The 19,122-nt window shown below is 50.2% G+C and carries 14 protein-coding genes and 4 tRNA genes; 4 read left to right on the forward strand and 14 right to left on the reverse strand.

The genetic code is table 11. From position 1 onward, the window contains the following. Positions 1 to 71: 71 nt before the first annotated feature. Entirely contained in the window at positions 72 to 6,821 is a 6,750-nt protein-coding gene (locus tag C8J48_RS17315) for a golvesin C-terminal-like domain-containing protein (protein ID WP_107728531.1), read from the reverse strand. Positions 6,822 to 6,867: 46 nt separating this feature from the next. Between C8J48_RS17315 and C8J48_RS19255 the strand changes: the two genes are divergently transcribed. Beyond that, entirely contained in the window at positions 6,868 to 7,062 is a 195-nt protein-coding gene (locus tag C8J48_RS19255; RefSeq protein ID WP_107728532.1) for an NUDIX domain-containing protein, read from the forward strand. 37 nt (positions 7,063 to 7,099) lie between these two features. On the opposite strand, the gene C8J48_RS17325 is transcribed toward C8J48_RS19255, so the two are convergent. From C8J48_RS17325 to pxpB, 3 genes are read right to left on the reverse strand one after another with little or no spacing between them, the layout of a single operon-like run. Continuing rightward, positions 7,100 to 8,059, reverse strand: a complete 960-nt coding sequence (locus C8J48_RS17325; protein WP_107728533.1) for a 5-oxoprolinase subunit C family protein — start codon at positions 8,057 to 8,059, stop codon at positions 7,100 to 7,102. Beyond that, on the reverse strand, positions 8,056 to 8,823 hold the full coding sequence (locus C8J48_RS17330; RefSeq protein ID WP_107728534.1) for a LamB/YcsF family protein: 768 nt from the start codon (positions 8,821 to 8,823) through the stop codon (positions 8,056 to 8,058). The genes C8J48_RS17325 and C8J48_RS17330 overlap by 4 nt, the downstream gene beginning before the upstream one ends. Continuing rightward, positions 8,820 to 9,554: a 5-oxoprolinase subunit PxpB gene (pxpB, locus tag C8J48_RS17335; protein ID WP_107728535.1), complete on the reverse strand. Its 735-nt coding sequence runs from the start codon at positions 9,552 to 9,554 to the stop codon at positions 8,820 to 8,822. Before pxpB ends, C8J48_RS17330 begins: the two co-directional genes overlap by 4 nt. 217 nt (positions 9,555 to 9,771) lie before the next feature. Here pxpB and C8J48_RS17340 point away from each other — a divergent pair, with 217 nt between their 5' ends. Then, complete coding sequence (locus C8J48_RS17340) at positions 9,772 to 9,954, forward strand: hypothetical protein (protein WP_107728536.1); 183 nt, start codon at positions 9,772 to 9,774, stop codon at positions 9,952 to 9,954. A 40-nt stretch (positions 9,955 to 9,994) separates the two neighbouring features. Here C8J48_RS17340 and C8J48_RS17345 read toward each other — a convergent pair whose 3' ends face one another. The 10 genes from C8J48_RS17345 to C8J48_RS17390 form a co-directional block, all read right to left on the reverse strand. Further along, the gene (locus C8J48_RS17345) at positions 9,995 to 12,250 is read right to left on the reverse strand and encodes an alkaline phosphatase family protein (RefSeq protein WP_146160527.1); all 2,256 of its coding nucleotides are present in this window, start codon (positions 12,248 to 12,250) and stop codon (positions 9,995 to 9,997) included. Positions 12,251 to 12,545: 295 nt separating this feature from the next. Further along, on the reverse strand, positions 12,546 to 13,562 hold the full coding sequence (gene tsaD / locus C8J48_RS17350; RefSeq protein ID WP_107728538.1) for a tRNA (adenosine(37)-N6)-threonylcarbamoyltransferase complex transferase subunit TsaD: 1,017 nt from the start codon (positions 13,560 to 13,562) through the stop codon (positions 12,546 to 12,548). Continuing rightward, positions 13,513 to 14,025, reverse strand: a complete 513-nt coding sequence (gene rimI, locus C8J48_RS17355; protein ID WP_107728539.1) for a ribosomal protein S18-alanine N-acetyltransferase — start codon at positions 14,023 to 14,025, stop codon at positions 13,513 to 13,515. Before rimI ends, tsaD begins: the two co-directional genes overlap by 50 nt. Further along, complete coding sequence (gene tsaB, locus C8J48_RS17360; RefSeq protein WP_107728540.1) at positions 14,006 to 14,737, reverse strand: tRNA (adenosine(37)-N6)-threonylcarbamoyltransferase complex dimerization subunit type 1 TsaB; 732 nt, start codon at positions 14,735 to 14,737, stop codon at positions 14,006 to 14,008. Before tsaB ends, rimI begins: the two co-directional genes overlap by 20 nt. 3 nt (positions 14,738 to 14,740) lie before the next feature. Next, complete coding sequence (gene tsaE, locus C8J48_RS17365) at positions 14,741 to 15,199, reverse strand: tRNA (adenosine(37)-N6)-threonylcarbamoyltransferase complex ATPase subunit type 1 TsaE (RefSeq protein ID WP_107728541.1); 459 nt, start codon at positions 15,197 to 15,199, stop codon at positions 14,741 to 14,743. Between the two features lie 8 nt (positions 15,200 to 15,207). After that, positions 15,208 to 16,203: a thiamine-phosphate kinase gene (thiL, locus tag C8J48_RS17370; RefSeq protein WP_170105682.1), complete on the reverse strand. Its 996-nt coding sequence runs from the start codon at positions 16,201 to 16,203 to the stop codon at positions 15,208 to 15,210. A gap of 62 nt (positions 16,204 to 16,265) precedes the next feature. Next, a tRNA-Gly gene (locus C8J48_RS17375) sits at positions 16,266 to 16,339 on the reverse strand. Between the two features lie 17 nt (positions 16,340 to 16,356). Then, positions 16,357 to 16,433: transfer RNA gene (locus C8J48_RS17380), tRNA-Pro, on the reverse strand. 28 nt (positions 16,434 to 16,461) lie between these two features. Next, a tRNA-Leu gene (locus C8J48_RS17385) sits at positions 16,462 to 16,548 on the reverse strand. Between the two features lie 15 nt (positions 16,549 to 16,563). Further along, positions 16,564 to 16,647: transfer RNA gene (locus C8J48_RS17390), tRNA-Leu, on the reverse strand. Between the two features lie 316 nt (positions 16,648 to 16,963). On the opposite strand from C8J48_RS17390, the gene C8J48_RS17395 reads away from it, so the two are divergent. Together C8J48_RS17395 and C8J48_RS17400 are read left to right on the forward strand one after the other, a co-directional pair. Then, positions 16,964 to 17,386 carry a PTS sugar transporter subunit IIA gene (locus tag C8J48_RS17395; protein ID WP_107728543.1) on the forward strand — a complete coding sequence of 141 codons (423 nt, stop codon included), beginning with the start codon at positions 16,964 to 16,966 and terminating at the stop codon, positions 17,384 to 17,386. Positions 17,387 to 17,407: 21 nt separating this feature from the next. Then, a complete protein-coding gene (locus tag C8J48_RS17400) occupies positions 17,408 to 18,871 on the forward strand; it encodes a glycoside hydrolase family 1 protein (RefSeq protein WP_107728544.1) in 1,464 nt (487 codons plus the stop codon). Positions 18,872 to 19,122: the final 251 nt, after the last annotated feature.

Below are 19,122 nucleotides of genomic sequence, written 5' to 3' on the forward strand. Positions count from 1 at the left end.
TCTCCCTTAAAAAATTGAAGCCAAACACACCTTAGTTGGAATCTAAGGTGTGTTTGCAATTAAAGCAAAATTTAGCGCGGCTCCACTGCTCGTTTTCCAGTATAAACATAAACCCTACCGGTTCGATAATCAACAGCGAAGGAGTTGCCTGCCCCTTCTTCTAAGATCGTAAATCTTACTCTCGTTCCATTGGCATTTGGCCTTAGAGCCTGACCGACAAAGTTACCTGCTTGTTGATTATCATTTGGATCAATGTATCTGACGTCGGCATTTTTTCCACCCTCTGCAAACATGGCCATCGGCCATTCATCCCGATCTTTGTCCGACCGTGGTGGCAGTTGACTAACGGCTTCACTTCTTCTCTGATCCGCTCCTGTTCTTTCTATTGTAACAATAGACGGATATCCAGCGGCAATTGCGTCCTGAATATGCTGAGCGGTTTCCGGGAAATTGTCTTTGGACAAGAATATTTCAACATCAACATCCTCGTCTCTGGTTCCCTGTCTCTCTAAGATTTCGCGGATGCGATTCAATTCAGAAGCGATTTTCTGCTCTTCTTTCCACTTTTGCTCCAGTTTTCTACCCAGCCTTTCCAACCCGCTGGCGATCCCGTCGATCGCACCACCTATCGCTCTTTCTATCGATTGCCCCAACTTTCTTGTCGCTTCTTTTACGGGCGGCGATTCTAAAACGGCAACTGTTCCAATGGCCGCAATCGCTGCAATCGCGAGTGGAACAAGGGGAATCGCAAAGTGTCCATCCATCTCTACATTGGAGATGGGATTTCCACCGGCAAAGGCGTAACGGTTGCTGGTCCAGGGATCCATCGCCAGCGTCATATCGTCAAGCGCCCCATTGTACATATCGCGGCTTAGAAATTGGTTTAATCCCGGTGAATAATCCCGGAAACCCATATCGTAATTTTGTGTCGAGGGGTCCCAACGTTTGGCACTGTAGCGGAAAGCGTTGTAGGCTTCTTTTTCCGGTTGGCCCGGATCCGGCTTATCTACACCGGTAAACGCCTCCTCATCGTCGTTTCCATATGCGGTATAGCCGTAGGTCGCACGAACACCGCCCTCTTCATCGTAGAGCATCTCCACATCGGTGCGGGTGTTGTAACCGTAATAAGAGGTTTCATCCTGGTCGGATCCGTTTTTCTTCACCATCGATAAACGCTTACCCCAGGGTGAATACAGATACGATTTTTCTACTTCTCCCGCAACCGACTCGGAGATTACATCCCCACTTAAGCCAAGGTAGCTAAACTCAGTCTCTTTTTCTTGATCGGTCCCCACTTGTTCCGCTTTTTTGACGGTTCGATCCAAAGGATCGTATTGATACTGTGAAACATTGTATTGGTCGGTGGAGCCCTCTTTTAGCTTTTTATGCTCTTTCACTTGGTCAAAGCCGTCATACTGATAGCTTTCAATCACAATCCCTTCCGACACGACTGAACGTAAGCGACCATAGACGTCATAGTTATAGCCGGCTGTCGCTCCATCGACCGTCGCCGATACAAGCCGATTGCGATCATATTTGTATGTAGTGGTCTCGTTGTCGATCACTTGCTTGATGACGTTGTTGTTGGCATCATGCTCATAGCTTTCTTTTCGCGCCTGTGTACCGGTTTGTGTCAAATCCGCAATCCGATCCATGGGATCATATTGATAGGTGGTAACATTGTTGCTATTGTTTCCATCGGCGTCAACTCGCTCGGTCGTCTCTTTGCTCTTATGACCGTTGGCATTGTATTCCAGTGTATGTTTATTAACCAAGGTGCCGTTGGATTTTTGGGTCTCTTGCACATGGATCTGATTATCCAGATAGTAACGGGTGGTGGTGATATTGCCGTTGGGTAACGTTTCCTTACTGGTTAAGCCATGGTCCGTATACGTATACGTCGTTACCTCCGGGTTGGGATCCGCTTCCGCTTCCTTCTTCGTCAACTTGGACATCAAATTGCGGCTATCGTATTCAAAATCGACAATCTCATTTTCATGGCTGCGATTGAGGGGATTTCCATTTTCATCGTAGGTAAAGGACAGGGTACGTTGGGTTGCACCGGATGCATTCTTTTCTTCTATGCGGTTGACTTGATTGAGCCCCGTGTAATCGATCGCATAGGTTTTGATTTGGGCATGGGGGGATTGGTCTGTCATTTCGACCAAATTTCCGTTTACATCATAGCGGTAGGTAAAATCTTTTTCCTCGTCATCTTCTACGTCGGACAAGTCTCTTTCAAGCTTGACCGCATCCGCCATTACCTTGCCGGATTCGCTTTGTGCCAACTCCACTTGACCTTGGCCTTCTTTTAAATTAAAACTGCCGAGCAACACCCATTGGCCGTCGTTTTTGGTTTGATCTACCTGTTCGGTGGTTTTTTCATCATCATGGGTAATCGTATAAGCGGCATCGTCGGCATGATCCTCAGCGGCGACAATTTTTACATAGATTTTATATTTGTCCGATGTCGGTGTTGGCAGTTTCCAGGTGAATGTATCCTTACCTGCTCCCTTTTCATGGACCAGATAATCGAACCCATGGTAGCCGGAACCGTTTTTGACGGTGGTCCAAGTTCCCGTTTTATCTGTGTTGTTGATATCCGTATTGTCGATCACCACGGCTTGTGCCCCGGTAGGCTCCCCGCTGTCGCTGCGTGCTTTTTGCTTTCCATCGGGATAGTAATCCCAGCTCATCGTGCGGGGGCTGCTATCGCCTTCCCCTTTGATCGTACGAGCCGTCTGCTGTCCCAATTCATTGTAATCAAAGCTGGTAACAATCCCCCATGGATCGGTGCTGGTTTTAATCCAACCGTTGTCATAATGGGTGGTAACGGTGTCATTGCGTTGGGATTGCTCTTCTGATGGCGGGGCGCTCACTTTGGTTACATTACCCACTTCATCGTAGGTATAGATCATCTTGTTGATCGCACGGTAGCGCTCATTGTCGCTGGAGGGATCACGGGGATAAATCACTTCTTTGACCCGGTTCAGCTCATCGTACACTTTTTCATGAGTAAAATCGCCTGCAGTCGAAGAAGCCACACCGCGCGGAGTAATCACCTTCGTCTGGTTGCCTGCTTGATCATATTCATACTGTGTGCGGTTGTATTGAATCTCGCCATCCCCGTTTTTCTTGTGCGGAACTTTCACTTCAACAAGTTTGCCACGTTCGTCATAGACCAAATGAGTAGTGTTTCCGGCTTTATCCGTGATACTAATTTCGTTGTTGTCATGATCATAAACGATCCGTTCGCTTTTGCCGGCGGCATCTGTCACTTTAACGACACGGTGGCTTCGATCATAGGTGTAGGTGGTGGTGAAATCATCTGGATCCTCTGTCTTGTTTCCTTTGGGCTCAGTTAATTTCACCATATTGCCCACATCGTCGTACTGATAAGAGATTTTCTCTTTCTTGCTGTTAGTGACAGAAAGCAAGCGATTCATATTGTCGTAGTCATACAAGTTGACATAATCATCGGGGTTATCGGGGGTCAGGTTTCCTTTGGGCTCTGTTTCTTTTTTGAGGTTGCCAACGATATCATACTCATACGTCGTTTTGGATTCCGGTCCCGAATCCGTATCCCGCGGTAAGGAAATAGCGGTTACTTGATCCGCCGCATCATAGACATAGCTTCGTTTGGCACCGTTAGGGTCCGTTTGCTCTAGGATATTGTCGTTTTTGTCATACACCGGTGATGGGGTGATAATAAATTCACCCTTGTCCTGATCTTTCGGTACTCTTTGCGTCAATGGGCGATTAAACACATCATAGGTATAGGTGCTCTTTTTCCCTTTGGCATCGGTAATGGCGACAACTTCCCCGCGTTTCCCATATTCATAGTAGGTTGTATTGCCGAGTGGATCAGTGATATTTTGCGGATAACCGTTGGCGTCGTAATCATTGTAAGTGGTGGTATGGCCGTTAGGGTCCGTCGCGGTTTTTAACAATCCTTTTTCGTAGTAGGTATAGGTCGTTGTGTAATCGTCTTGTTCCGGTGTAGCGTTCCCTTTCGGATCTGTCACGGTTAACAGATTGCCATTGTCATCGGAAGTAAACGTGTACACGCGACCTTCAGGACTCGTCTTTTTTACCAGATCAGCCACATGGCCGTCTAAGGAGTATTGGTATTCCAGTTTGGTCGACTTACGCTGTTTTGGATCTTTTTTCGCATTGTTGACGGGGTCGGTAATCTCCAGCGGCAAGCCGTTTTTGTCATATTTCCAGGTGGTGACGGAGCCATTGGGTTCTTCCAGCCGATCCACATTCATATCGTCATCCCAATGCAGTTTGGTGACCTTTCCCGCCGCATTGGTAATTTGAATTGGGTTGCCGTATCCATTTGTGAGATAACGGGTTACCCGTTTTTTAGCATCGGTCGTCGTAGTCTCAACCTTATGCCCTTCTTTTCCATCTACATCTTTATACTCCAAGGTAGTCTCTCCACCCAGGCGATCGGTCAATTTGGCCGCACGCCATTTAAATAGGCCCGACCGTTTATATTGCAGCTGGGTGTCGTGTTTGCGCGGATCCGTCACTTTGACCAACTTAGGGTTGAGATCGAGCAAACCGTCCTTTTGATAAGCGAACTGAAACTCTTTGGCCTGGTTAGTCCCGCTCCCATCCGTTAATTTGACGAGGCGGTCATCGTCATATTGAAACCGGAGTGTACGACCGCTGATATCCTTGATCGTCTTCACTTTTCCCCAGATGTGCGGATTCCGTGTATCTTTCTTAGTATAGTAATCCAAATCCAAAGTACGCCGACCCGCTTCATCGGTCACATACTGCAGCTCTTGCCCCAGGCGGCCAAGGAGACCTTTTTTTTCATAAGTAAACGTCAGTTTATTTCCGTTTTTATCTTCCACCTCAGACAGATAACCCGCTTTATCAAAGTGGAATTTCGTCCGATCGGGACGGGTGAGAGTCCAGCTACGTTGATGATCTTTCCGGTCTCCCTGCTGAAAATACATCTGGATGCCCGCTGGCTCCTCAAACCGCTTGGTTTTGGAATTATATTCAAAGGTGTGGGTGGTACCGTCGCCATCGGTCAATTTTACTTTTCCCCCGATGACAAGTCCCGTCTTCTGACTTAATTTCAACAAGGTTAAATCCAAACACGTTCCTAATCGCAAACCACCGGCAGCAGTCATCGTCCAACCGCGACCAATCGCGGAATCAGAAGTGTCTAAGCTGTTGTATGTTAGCCGCACAAAGGAGGATAAACCTTGACCAGGGTTATGGATAGGGTCATAGCTGACGATCGCATTGCCGGAGTGGGTGTTCACCATTACGGTGGAACCGGAACCGGCATTCTTCCCGACATATTGGTAAAATTTCTCCATCCCTAACGAATTCGAAGTGGGATGTTCCATCTTCACTGGCTGATCCAATGTGGGTACATCGTCGGTTTTAGAAATCCATTGCTTATTTTTTCGCATATCCCACTGGAGGATAAAATCCTCACGGATATTTCCAATATCGCTTAAAACCGGCGCCTTGATCGCCGCCTTCAGCTTGATGCTCTCACCTGGTGCCAGATCCTGGGTCAATTTTGTATCGCGTCGGTTGACGGGATTGGTCACATCTCGGCCATCAGGGCGTGCCCAATGGTAGGAGAGAACGACCTCATCCTTTTTCCAGATTTTTTGTGTGGTGTTGGTCACCGTCACATCCACTTCCACTTTTTCACCTGGTGTCATACGTGTTGGTGTATCCGGGGCATAATAGGTTTCATTTTGGTTCGTATAAGTGACGATCAATTGGGGCTGTTTATCCTTGGAGCGAAACTGGCTACCGGCCAATTCCAAATATTCGACCTCTTTTTTCGATGTTGCTGCTAGAAGTAAAAGGGGGTGAGACGACGGATTTTGCTCCCAACCTTGCACAATATCCGTCACATCCAACACATATCGGCCATCTGCCTTTGCCGTGGCTTTCTTCACGGCCGTGCTTTTCGGCAACAGCTTATCCACGATTTTTCCTGTCGCTTTTGCCGGATCAATCTCTTCCTCCAGTGCATATGCGCTCAGAGCAGGACTGCTTTTCTGCTTATTGCCAACCGGTGTTAAAATCAGTTCCGCCTTAACCACGGGAGCATCCTTCAGGGAAGAAGAATCAAATGAGAAAAGCGCACGCCGGTTTTCTCCATCCTGTTGCCCCACATGCAGAATAGACGTATCCGCTTGCGGATCACCTTCCGTTACCGTGGTATCAGCCGCGATAACGGCAGTCTGCTTCACCTTGCCGGCGCTCGGCAACGTCACCGCGATCGGTTGTCCATAGTTGAGCTGATTCTGTTTCGTCAAAACGGCAACCGTATAGTAAACTGTCTTTTCGTTGATATCAGTCGGTGTCGATGTATCCTGATAATGGGTACGTGCACGCTCATCCACCGGCGCAACCAACGTCGATTGCGAAGGGACAAAATCTTTACGCTGGCTGCGATGAAGCTGATACTCGACAAAGTCATCCCCTTTATACCGGTTCCATGTTAGTTTGGCTCCCGTCGCACCGAGTAGGGAGGGTTTACCCAGTGTTGTCTTATCTTTATCATCCGCCTTCCACTTGATCGGCTTCACTTCAGCCTTCGCCGATATTTTCGCAGGCGGCTCTTGCTTTCTTCCTTCCTCTTTTCCCTGTGTTAAAAGGGAGATTGGCTGTTGAATCAAGGTCAAAAGGTGATGGATACTGGATAAATCAAACGAGGAATGACGCAATTTTTCCGCCGCATAGATCGGGGTCGGTTGCACACTGCCCAAGAAAAACACAACCAGAAAAATCCACATCAAGACAGCGCGGGTCCGGCTCAATTTTTTCAAGGGAATACACTCCTCTCAACCACCATTTTTCATTTTTTTCTAATAAATGATTCGCTTTTCCATCTACTTTTCCTCCTATTTCCATCGATTAAATAAAAAAATACAATTGTTTTACTGGAATCTCCCCGTACACAAGCAGGGCAAGGTCGAATACATGGAAACGATTGAAGATGCCGTGAGTCGAGAGGTGTATGAGGAGATTGGAATCAAGATTAAGCTAAAGGCGCTATTTCATCAATGAGCAGCTATAAAACCACGCCTTTATCGGCGTGGTTTGGTTAATGTCCTCCCCCATTATGCATCTCCAACATCCGCAAAAAGCGCTCCTGTTCAATCGCCAACTGTTGAGCCTCCGCTACGGTTACCCGCTTAAACGTAAAGCGGTGGCCGGGGGCGGCTTGGGCCACCAGCGGAAGATCGACGGAGAGGATGGTGGCGATTTTGGTATAGCCGCCGGTAGTCTGCCGGTCGGCCATCAAGATGATAGGTTGACCGTCGGCTGGAACCTGAACGGCACCAGGAGGGGTTGCATCGGAGATGATATCGGCTGACTTGCGGTGTTGAATCGACGGCCCTTGCAGACGGCAACCCATACGATCCGATTGGGGGCTGACTTGATACGATTCTTCATAAAAGCAGCGGATACCCTCGTCGGTAAACGCCTGCAGCTGTGGCCCCTCCACTGTGCGCAGACAGGCCTCTTTTCGATAAACGGGCTGTTCCCGCCTCGCCAATGCACGCCCGCTTAGTTGATGATCCGGCAACCGTGGGCGACCGATGTTTAACACATCCCCTTTTTTCAGCGGACGCCCCTGAAAACCTCCCACCCGACCTTTCAGATAGGTTGATTTACTGCCCATGACCGCTTTGACGTCAATCCCTCCGGCGACGGCGAGAATACAACGAACACCTCGTCTTGGCTTGCCAAATCGAAGCATTTGCCCCGCTTTCACTCGGAGGGTTTTCCACAAGGGAAGCGGGATTCCGTCCAGGGTAGGACTGAGATCCGCCCCGGTTAAGGCAATCCAGGCATCTTGCCGCCATTCCAGCTCGGGACCGGATAGAGTAATTTCCACAGCGGCCTCCTCTCTTGGATTTCCGACTAACAGATTGCCTACCTGAAGCGCAAACGGGTCCATCGCACCGGAGACGCCCATGCCAAAAGCCTGATAACCGGTTCTCCCTCCATCTTGCACCGTTGTCAACATGCCTGCCTTTTTGACAACGACCCCCGTCATAAAGCACCCACTCGCCGGATATGAATATCCGCATCCGTCAGCCGCTTCCGTAGCTGCTCTACAAAAACGAGGGCCTGAGGGTCATCACCGTGAATACAGACGGTATCGGCGCAGATGTCGATATCCGTTCCTGTCACGGTCGTCGTTTTTCCTTCTTTGACCATACGGATTACCCGCTCCACCACTTCCTCGGGATCAGTGACAAGGGCGTTAGGCTGGGTGCGAGGCGTCAGCGTCCCATCCGGCTGGTAAGTCCGATCGGCGAATACTTCTTCCACTACGCGTAATCCCACCTGTCGCCCTGCTTTGACAAGTAGACTGTTGGCCAGACCAAACAGGATCAGCTCCGAATCGACCGCCCGCACGGCAGTAGCGATGGCCTCCGCCACTCGCTCCTCTTGACTGGCCATATTGTACAACGCTCCGTGGGGTTTAACGTGTTGTAACTTCACTCCTTCCACACAGGCAAAGGCAGCCAACGCTCCGATTTGGTAGATCACCATATTGTAGACATCTTCTGGATCGACCGCCATATTGCGGCGGCCAAAGCCGAGCAGATCCGGCAACCCCGGATGGGCTCCCACCGCTACCCCGTTTTGGATGGCGATACGGATCGTTTGCCGTATCACGTTGTGGTCTCCGGCATGGTATCCACAGGCGATATTGGCCGATGTCACATAACGCAAAACATCCCCATCCTGTCCCAGGACATAACGACCGAAACTTTCTCCCACATCACTGTTGAGATCGATTTGATATCTCATTTTTCTCCTCTCCCTTGTGGTTGTTCCAACAAATGAAGGCGGCCGGATCGCCACTCTTCTCTCCAATCGGCAAAATCCCTTACGTCAATCGGTTGAAAGCGCAGATAATCCCCGGCTTGTAGTAGAATCGGCTCACTGCGGTCAGGATCGTACAGATCGACGGGCGTGCGCCCGATAATTCGCCATCCACCCGGCGTCTCCAGGGGATATACCCCCGTCTGGGGACCAGCGATCCCCACGGAACCGGCAGGGATGCGTAAGCGTGGCTGTTTTAGACGAGGAACAGACAATTGTTCCGGCATCCCACCCAAGTAAGGAAACCCAGGTACAAACCCCATCATGTATACCAAGTAAGTAGGGTCCGAATGAAGTGAGACCAGTTCCGCCGCCGTTATTTCTTTTAGCGCGCACAGCTCCATCAAATCAGGACCATACTCCCCACCATAAGCAACGGGCAGGACCACCGTCCGTTCAACAGCTTGAACGAGGTTCTCTTTGCCCGCTTCCACCTTACGCAAATGTTGGCATAAGTCGTCATAACTGATCTCATAGGGACGGTAATAGACCGTAACCGCACAGTAAGTGGGCACCCATTCCACCACTCCTGCCGGTACTTTTGCGGACAACGCTTGTGCAAAGACACGCACCTGTCGATGGGTTTGGGGATCGAGTCGTTCTCCAAAACCAACCCGCACTCCTGTATCTCCCAAAGGATGGAAGGTAACCCCCATTCAAACAACCCCCTCTGCATAAAAAATGGACCATAATGGAGAAATACCGCAAAAAAAGGAATAGTAAAGAGGTTTCCAGCCTTCACCCACTCTAACCATGGAGTATAACGTTTTGATCATTATACCGAAACATTGCCACCAAAGTAGTAGTTCACTATAATAGAGAACCGACCCATAGAGAAAAAAGAGAAATGGTCAAGATTAAGGAGGTTGTTTTGTGCAATTTATTATTCAAAACTGGAGTTGGCTTTTAACGCTTGTCGTCTTTTCTGTCGTGGCCTTGATTGCCATATCCATGTTGATTACACAAAAGCTAGAAGAACGACATAAACAAGAGTTTGAGCAGGAATTTGGCGAATTTGGCGACTCACTAAAACCGGTTCCTGTCGAAGAAGAATAAATATTTGAAAAAAATTTCGATCAATCGACCCCGCTGTTTTTTAGCGGGGTTTTGATGTTTTTTCCAACTCTATACCGGTAGTACCGCCATGGGAAATCCACTCCCGATATCCGATGATCATCACCGGCATCACCACATAAACAATAGCGGTGGCAGCCGAGACAATCCCGGAATCATTCAGTACCAAGGCCGCGAGCGCACCGGCTACAATCGCCGCAAATCCGTTAAACAACTGCGGATAACGCTCCGTCATCCAATGTAATCCTCGTACCGGACGAAAGGCCAGCACCCCCATCGCAAACAGGGAAAGCAGAAACACTTTTCCCCAGGAGGATACCCGCAATAAACGCCAGTTCATTTCCAACTTACGCTGAATGATGTTGGTGATCCCCTCCAGATCACCCGCTGCCAAAGTGGCCCATGCACGACCGATATGGGAAGAGTGGGTGTGGGAGAAATTCATTGCCAGTAATACCCCTAAACCCAGTACAAACGCTCCCGCCACGTGCCACCAACGAATCGGTCCCCACCAAAAAAATCGCAGGTAGGCGACTCCAAAACCGACCATTGCTGCAAGCGCTCCCCCCGCATTGGTTCCCCAAAAAGGGGCGGCAAAAAACAGAATCAACCCCAAAAAGAGTGCCCCGATGGCGATGCGGGTTCCCAGGGAGTACTTTTTTCTCCATTCCAGCCAGGCGGCAGCGGTCAAAATGGACGACCCCAGTACAACGCCCATATATTCATTGCCGATTCCATAATAACGCGCTCCTTTTATCGGATCATACCCTAAAAACGATTGCTGAATGAGTGGCCCCCCTAACAATCCGTCCACCACCACAGGCACAAACCCGATAATCCCCACCCAAAACAGCAGGGGCAACGTTCGACTGCGGGTTAGCAGCAAGGCCATCAACCACCCGCTTACCAAGACGGAACCGGAAAGAAGCCAAAAAGAACGGGCCGTTACCCCCGAGATCATCAAAAATAAAAAAGGAGCCAACAAAATCCCCAGCAGGATGATTTGCATCCATGAACCCGCCGATTCACGTCGTTTTAAAATCATTGACAAGCCAACCACCAATGCCACCATCTGCACCAAGATATAGGAGTAGAGCACAGGCGGTCGCATCCGGTAAATCGACTCCACTTTTTCTATGGTTTCGCGAAAGGTGGCTACCGTTCCTTCTGTACGCTTTACCGGCTGGCCCAGCATTTGCGTAGGAATCTCCACCCCTAACCGACTTAAAATAGTAGGGGCCACATCCATACTGCTGACGATTCCCGTGCGACGAGTCGTATCGGATATGAGCAGCCCCGGTTGCTCCCCCGGTCGGTAGAGGATAATCGGAAACAACCCTGTTCCCGACGGGGAGTGCTCATCGGTAGCGCTAGGAGAAAGCAACAACAACAATCGGCTCTCATCGAGACGGTTTATCACTTTCCCTATAAAAGCATCCATCTCTTTCAGCACTTGACGCTTCACCGTTTCTTGCTGTCGTGGCGCCATTTTACAAGAGAGCTGTTGTAGACGGTAAAGATCTCCCAGCTCCACCACGGCAACACCCGGTTGCGACCACGAAAAGAGACGGTCACCGATATACGAATATCGGCTTTTGACACCAAAAGGACGGGATGCCTTCGCATCCAATGTTTCCCGCCCTATACTCCCCTCTGCGGTTATCCCCCGTCGATCCATGGTTAAAAGTGGAGCCCATCGTACGGGACGTTCCCCTTCGTCCAAGTTTCCCAAGGCCATCGTCCCCATCCCCGCTTTTCGTAACGCTTCACCTAGGGCCCCTGGAGCGACGGTATAATGGATAGCCTCATTTTCCCGGATATATTCCATAATGGCTGGATAAATGATCGAGCCCCTCGTCGGAGAACTACCCAGCCATTGTTTATAGAGAGAAGCAGCTGTCACTGGCAGTGATGACGCCAGCGACGGAACGGACTCTTCTGGTTGAAAAAAAGTTTCCTCCGGCGGCGCCACCGCGCGCGTTCCCGCACCTAAGGTGGCGTAGCGATTTGAATCGATCTCCTTGCCGCCGGTCTTAACATTCATCGCCCCAATCACCCCTTTTTCTAGCAGATGATGCAAATGGGGAGTTTCATTCTGCTGCAAATCTTGTAGCGATAGCCCATATACACTGATGACCCACACTTGACGCAATGGGTGTTTATTCTGCCCTTCCCTACGATCGACAAAGGCGGGTACATTCCAAAGCAATGTCGTCACCATTACCGCCAATACAATACCAATAATCAACCATACCCGACCCAAACGGCGTATGTTCACCAACCTCACCCGTTCCACCTATTTTTTTATAGGTTGACCGAAGAGCGCTGGAGTATGCCTTGTTGTTTTTCCACACATCATCCACACGTTATCCACAAGTTATACACATACTCACACCTTCTATATCAACAACTACACCACTTATCCACAATTTCTGTTAAAAAGAGGCGATGACTTTTCCACAGGTTTATGGGAAAGCTCCCCGGTGATAAAAAAAGCCGCTGACGTATTTGTCAGCAGCCCGATTGATAACAGAGTGGGTCTGGGGCCCGATTCGTCTTCGTGCCTCTTTCCCTTATAGAATTAACGGCAGATCTGGCCGTGCATTCAGATTGAGACCGTCCCGCTCCCCTTCCCAAAAGCGGTAAGTACCCGCTGCTGCAATCATGGCGGCGTTATCGGTACACAATTCGAGGGGAGGGACCCGTAGATCGATCCCTTCCCGCTCACACCGTTTTGCCAATGCTTCGCGCAAAGGTTTGTTGGCGGATACACCACCCGCCAATACCAGATGAGAAACCTTTTTTTGTTTCGCGGCACGGATCGCTTTTTCCACCAATACTTCCTGTACGGCCGCCTGAAAGCTGGCGGCCAAATCGGCACGATTGATATCCAGACTGCGTTGGCGCGCATTGTGCAACCAGTTGATTACCGCCGATTTTAAACCACTAAAGCTAAAATCGAGTGAATCCGGCTCCAACCAAGCGCGAGGAAAATCAATCACAGGTTTTCCCTCCCGGGCCAACGCCTCTATCTGCGGGCCACCGGGATAGGGGAGATCCAGCACCCGTGCCACCTTGTCAAACGCTTCCCCCGCTGCGTCGTCCCGGGTACGTCCTAAGCGTTCAAAGCGGTAATGATCAGACATATAAATTAACTCGGTATGCCCACCCGACACGACCAACGCAATTACAGGGAAGGACAATGGTTTTACCAAGTGACTAGCATAGATATGACCGGCGATATGATGTACCCCGACCAATGGAATTCCCTGGGCAAATGAAAGCGCCTTGGCAGCTGCAACACCGATGAGCAGCGCCCCCACTAACCCCGGTCCCTGCGTAACCGCCACCGCCGACAAATCCTGTTGCCGCACCTGGGCCCGCTCCAGTGCCTCCTGTATAATCCAGGTGATTCGTTCCACATGACGGCGGGAAGCCACTTCCGGCACAACGCCGCCAAACCGACGATGAATCTCAACCTGGGAGGAGATCACATTGGAAAGCAGGCGGTGGCCGTCTTCCACCACCGCCGCCGCCGTTTCATCGCAACTCGTTTCGATTCCCAGTATCCTGCATCGTTGTTCCCTCATCAGATCCTCCGTTCAAACGAGCCCACATAATCATCGCATCTTCTTGGTTGTCCGTATAGTAACGGGGCCGCAATCCACTTGAGGCAAAGCCCATCTTTTGATACAGACGCTGTGCGATATGGTTGGAGACCCGCACTTCCAATGTCATGCTTTCCGCTCCCAACCGCCAAGCTCGTTTCATCGCATACTCCATCGTTTCCTTACCGATCCCTTGCCCGCGGTAGTCGGGAGCGATGGCAATGTTGGTGATATGGGCTTCGTTAACAATCAGCCACATCCCGATGTAGCCGATCACCCGTTTTGCTTTTTCCACTACCGTATAATCGGCAAATTGATTGTGACACAATTCATTGAAAAACGCTTGCCGTGTCCAGGGAGCGGAAAAAGAAGCTTCTTCCACTTGCATCACTTCAGGGATATCGGCAACCGTCATCGGGCGGAAACTAACCGCCGGTGGGGCCATCAGGCTTCACTCCGTTCTGCCGGGCTTGCAGCCACTTGGTTTCCGCTTCAGTCAATTGTAGGTAGTCAGGTCCTACATCGGCTCCCGCCCCCGGCTTTCCGGCACGGGCTTCCTCTAGTGCCAACAGGCCCAAATGTGCGGCTTGAACCGCATTTTCCCCCGGTGAACCAAACACGGCTTCATCCCTCAGAAATTCCTCAATTTCTGTACGAAATGTTTCTACATCATCCCCTAAAAACAAAAAGGGGCCGTTTCCTTTCAGTCTCTCCAACCAAGCGTCGATAGCGATCACCTGCTCTGACACGACAGGAGTCACCAAACCCTCTCTCCCTTGAAACCAACCGGTATATACTCGCTTACGACGTGCATCAAAAAGGGGAATAATCCCACCAGGGAAGCGATTGCCGTTCATTGCCAACGCAACCAAGCTGGATATGGGATACAACGGCAGATTGAGGCTCCATGCCATCGTTTTGGCAGTAGTAAAACCGATGCGAACACCAGTATAGGAACCGGGTCCACGGGCGACAGCAATCGCCTCCAGCTCTGCCGGTTTTAGCTCCAACTCCTGCAATAGATGAGATACCGTCGGCATCAATCGAACCGAATGATTTTTATGTAAATTGGTAGTTACTTGACCCAATAGGCGCTCCCCGTCTATAACCGCCACCCCCAACACCAGGGTGGAGGTATCCAGTGCCAGCATTTTCATGTGTTATAACCCCTTTAACAAGCGCTCCTCATAACCGGAGGGTACCGTTATGTGGATACGGCGACTATTTTCATCCAGTCGCTCAATCTGAATCGCAATCCGCGCTTGCGGCAACCAGGATTGAATCCGACTGGCCCACTCCACCAGACAGACACCATCCCCCTCAAAGTATTCGTCCCATCCCAATTCTTCCGCCTCCTCCTCCAGCCGGTAGGCATCCATGTGGTACAAGGGAAGTCGCCCGTCGTGGTACTCTTTGATCAGGGTAAAGGTGGGGCTGTCGATCGGCTCCAAAATCCCCAATCCCTGGGCCAAACCTTGGGAAAAAGTTGTTTTGCCCGTACCCAGATCCCCTTCTAGTGTAAGAACATCCCCGGATTGAAGACGTGTTGCCAACTTGGCGGCTAATGCTTGCGTCTCCTGTGGGCTCTGTGTGACCCATTCGGCCTCTAACCTAGACATCTTTAGTGTCACCCTTTACGAAAATGGTTAAAACCCCGTTGGGTCAGCTCTCGCCGCCCCTCTTCATCGATATAGTCTACCCTTGCCCTCCCTGCTTCCACCCGTCCAACCGGGATTAGCTGCAAACCACGCTCTTGGGCTCCACGGCAAATCAGTTCCCATTTCGGTGCAGAAACCGTTCCCACCAACTGAAAATCCTCTCCCCCAAAAAGCGCCCACTCCACGGGATCAATCTTTTTTTCCCGTGCATAAGCGCGTGTTTCATCATTCAGGGGAATCCGCTCTTTTTCAAGAACCACTGTTACACCGCTAGCTACGGCGATATCGTAAGCCTCCTGGGCCAAACCATCGCTGATATCATTTAACGCGATCCGCGCCCCGCTCTCCAACAACCAACGGCCTACATCCACCTGCGGTCGGGGGCGTTGGTGAGCGACGATTAAACCGGGATATGCCTGATTCCCATCCGAGGCCTGAAGCAGCCGATCCAGTCCTGCAGCTGATGCCCCCAAGGGTCCCGTCACAAACACGATATCATCCGCTCGGGCAGAAGAGCGAAGCAATGCTTGCCCTGCCTCTACCTCCCCCAATAGTGTAATCGTAAGCACCAAATGGCGGGGAGAGCGCACGGTATCACCACCAACTAAGCGCACATCATGCTGGCGTGCCAGCATATCCATCCCTTGATAGATCGCTTCCAACGCAGATGACTCCCATTGATCCGGTACGCCCAAGGAGACTAAGGCATAGGTAGGGATCCCTCCCATCGCCGCTACATCACTTATATTGGCCGCCAAACACTTCCATCCGATCGATGTAGCATCCATGGTCTGCGGAAGAAAATGGACCGTTTCCACCATCGTATCACAGGTAAACACCGTCGACATCCCCTGGCGATGACGGATCACCGCCGCATCATCACCGGCATCCACCTCAACCCCCGAATCGGGAGAAATCGTGTTCCTTTGATGTAACAACTGGCGGATCAATTCAAATTCATCCACTTCCTTCACCCCCACCAAAAAGCAATATACGAAAAAACCGCAGCAAATCGCTGCGGTCGGTTTGGAGCGGGTGAAGGGAATCGAACCCTCACATTCGGCTTGGAAGGCCGATGTTCTACCATTGAACTACACCCGCATAATAATATGGGATAATGGTCGGGGTGACAGGATTTGAACCTGCGACCTCCTCGTCCCGAACGAGGCGCTCTGCCAAGCTGAGCCACACCCCGGAAGCGAATAACCGGCGTCATAATAAAATGGTGCGGTCGGCGAGACTCGAACTCGCACGGCCTTGCGGCCACTACCCCCTCAAGATAGCGTGTCTGCCTATTCCACCACGACCGCATGTCATTTTGACTTTGGTGCGGGTGGAGGGACTCGAACCCCCACGCCAGAGGCGCTAGATCCTAAGTCTAGTGCGTCTGCCAATTCCGCCACACCCGCGTAATGACGCTGTTTCCAGCAGTTATGCAACGCATCTTTTTCGGGGTCACGCATGAAATTCGCTCAAGTTTTAAAGGGATGGCGAATTGTTTTGCGTTAGGCCGGAGAAATGTGCGCCTCGCATCGACAAGAAAAATAATAACATGGATAGATAGATGGAGTCAAGCGGTAAAATAAATTTCATTATATAAAATGAAGTCGATCGATGAAAAATGGATCACTCTTCCTTTCAAGGTTCAAATATGTTGTCTTAAGCTATTCTTAAATTCGATTCAGTCTTAATACCAAGATTTCTCGTTGACAGGTTTTTCGCCCCGTGATCGTGCCCCTAAAAGACGTGAAAGATGCCGCCTTTTCTTCTGGAGCGGTCGGGAAAGGAGTAGCCGTTGTCCCTATCGAAGGAAAGTTATACGCCCCAGCCCAGGGAACGATCCAATCGGTCTTTCCCACCAGTCATGCAGTAGGCCTGACAACAAAGGAAGGGATCGAAGTGCTGATGCATATCGGCCTTGATACCGTAAAATTGAATGGCCGCTTTTTTCACAGCCATGTAAAACCAGGGGACCATGTAGAGGTAGGACAATTACTGATCAGCTTTGATCGAAAAGCGATCGCCAACGCCGGCTATGATTTATCTACTCCGATCGTTATCACCAACGCCGGCGATTACCTGGATGTGGTCAGCCCCGATGACGGCAACGTCAAACCGGGCAACTCCCTCATTTCCATCATCCAATAATCATCAAAGGAGAGGATTTTTATGAGCTTTCAACCGAAATTTCCCGAAGGATTTTTGTGGGGTGGAGCGATTTCCGCCAACCAAGCGGAAGGTGCCTTTAACGAAGGAGGAAAAGGCCTCTCAACAGCGGATGTAGTGGAGTATGTAAAACTGGAAGACCGTAAACACATGAAATTCCCCTTCCCCACCTCATCTGAGATTGAGGAAGTATTGCAAAACCAGTCGCAAAAAGTCTTTCCAAAACGATTTGGCATCGATTTTTATCACCGGTATAAAGAAGATATCGCCCTTCTGAAAGAACTTGGTTTTAAGGCTTTCCGCATCTCAATCGCATGGTCGCGTATTTTTCCCAAGGGAGACGAGATAGAGCCAAACGAAGAAGGGCTCGCCTTCTATGATCGGGTATTTGACGAAATGCATAAACACGGTATTGAACCGGTGGTAACCCTTTCCCATTATGAAATGCCGCTTCACCTGTCCATGGAGTACCAAGGTTGGCAAAACCGTAAGTTGGTTGACTTTTTCGCCCGCTATGCGGAAACAGTCATCCGCCGTTATAAAGGCAAAGTAAAATACTGGATCACTTTCAACGAGATCAACTCTCTGCTGATGGCTCCCTACATCAGCCTTGGCATCCTGCGGGATCAGGTAACAGAAGAAAACCTGCTACAAACGAAATTCCAAGGGGCACACCACCAGTTTCTCGCCAGCGCCAAAGCCGTGGAAGCCTGCCACCGGATCAGCCCCGAAGCCAAAATTGGCTGTATGGTAATCGGCATCATCAACTACCCCAATAGTAGCCATCCGGAGGATGTCTTCACCGCCCTGCAGGATCAACGTAACACTTTCTTTTTTACCGATGTGCAAGCGCGAGGCGAATATCCCGCTTATACGGAACGTTTCTTAGCTGAACATGGTATCCAATTGAATAAAGAGCCAGGGGATGATGCCTTCCTAAAGGAGCATATCGTCGACTTTATCTCCTTCAGTTACTATATGTCCACCGTGTCGGCTCGTCCGGAAAGCAGTGGGGAAGAGGCCGTCGGCAATCTGATCTCCGGACTGAAAAACCCCTATCTGGAAGCATCGGACTGGGGGTGGCAGATCGATCCGGTTGGCCTTCGCACCTTGCTCAACCTGTTTTACGAACGTTACCAGAAACCGCTCTTCATCGTTGAAAACGGCCTTGGCGCCTTTGACAAAGTGGAGGAGGACGGCAGTATCCACGATCCCTACCGTATCTCCTATCTAAAAGAGCACATTCAACAAATGAAAGAAGCCGTCGGAGACGGGGTCGACCTAATTGGCTACACCTCCTGGGGACCGATCGATCTCGTCAGCTTCTCCACCTCTGAGATGTCCAAACGCTACGGGTTTATTTACGTCGATCAAGACGACTACGGCAACGGCACCCTGACCCGCTCCAAAAAAGACAGTTTCTACTGGTATCAAAAGGTGATCGCCACCAACGGCGAAAAGCTGTAAGAAATACGATCAACCCACTATAGAAAGAGGCCTGAGAGCATGGTTCTTTCAGGTCCCTTTTATCTTCACACCATCTCATCGATGGCGCAGCCTTAACTTGAGAGTTGTCCAAAACAGAATTGGAGCTAACCACCTCATAATCCCGCATTTAGGGGCGATTGGAATCTCAAAAAACAAAAGAGAGACCCCTTTTTGCGGGATCTCTCTTTTGTCATATAGTCAAGGGTTTGTGTTAGGTTATGTTTTCATCG

The organism is Desmospora activa DSM 45169, assembly GCF_003046315.1.
In the GTDB taxonomy this organism is placed as follows: Bacteria; Bacillota; Bacilli; order Thermoactinomycetales; family DSM-45169; genus Desmospora; species Desmospora activa.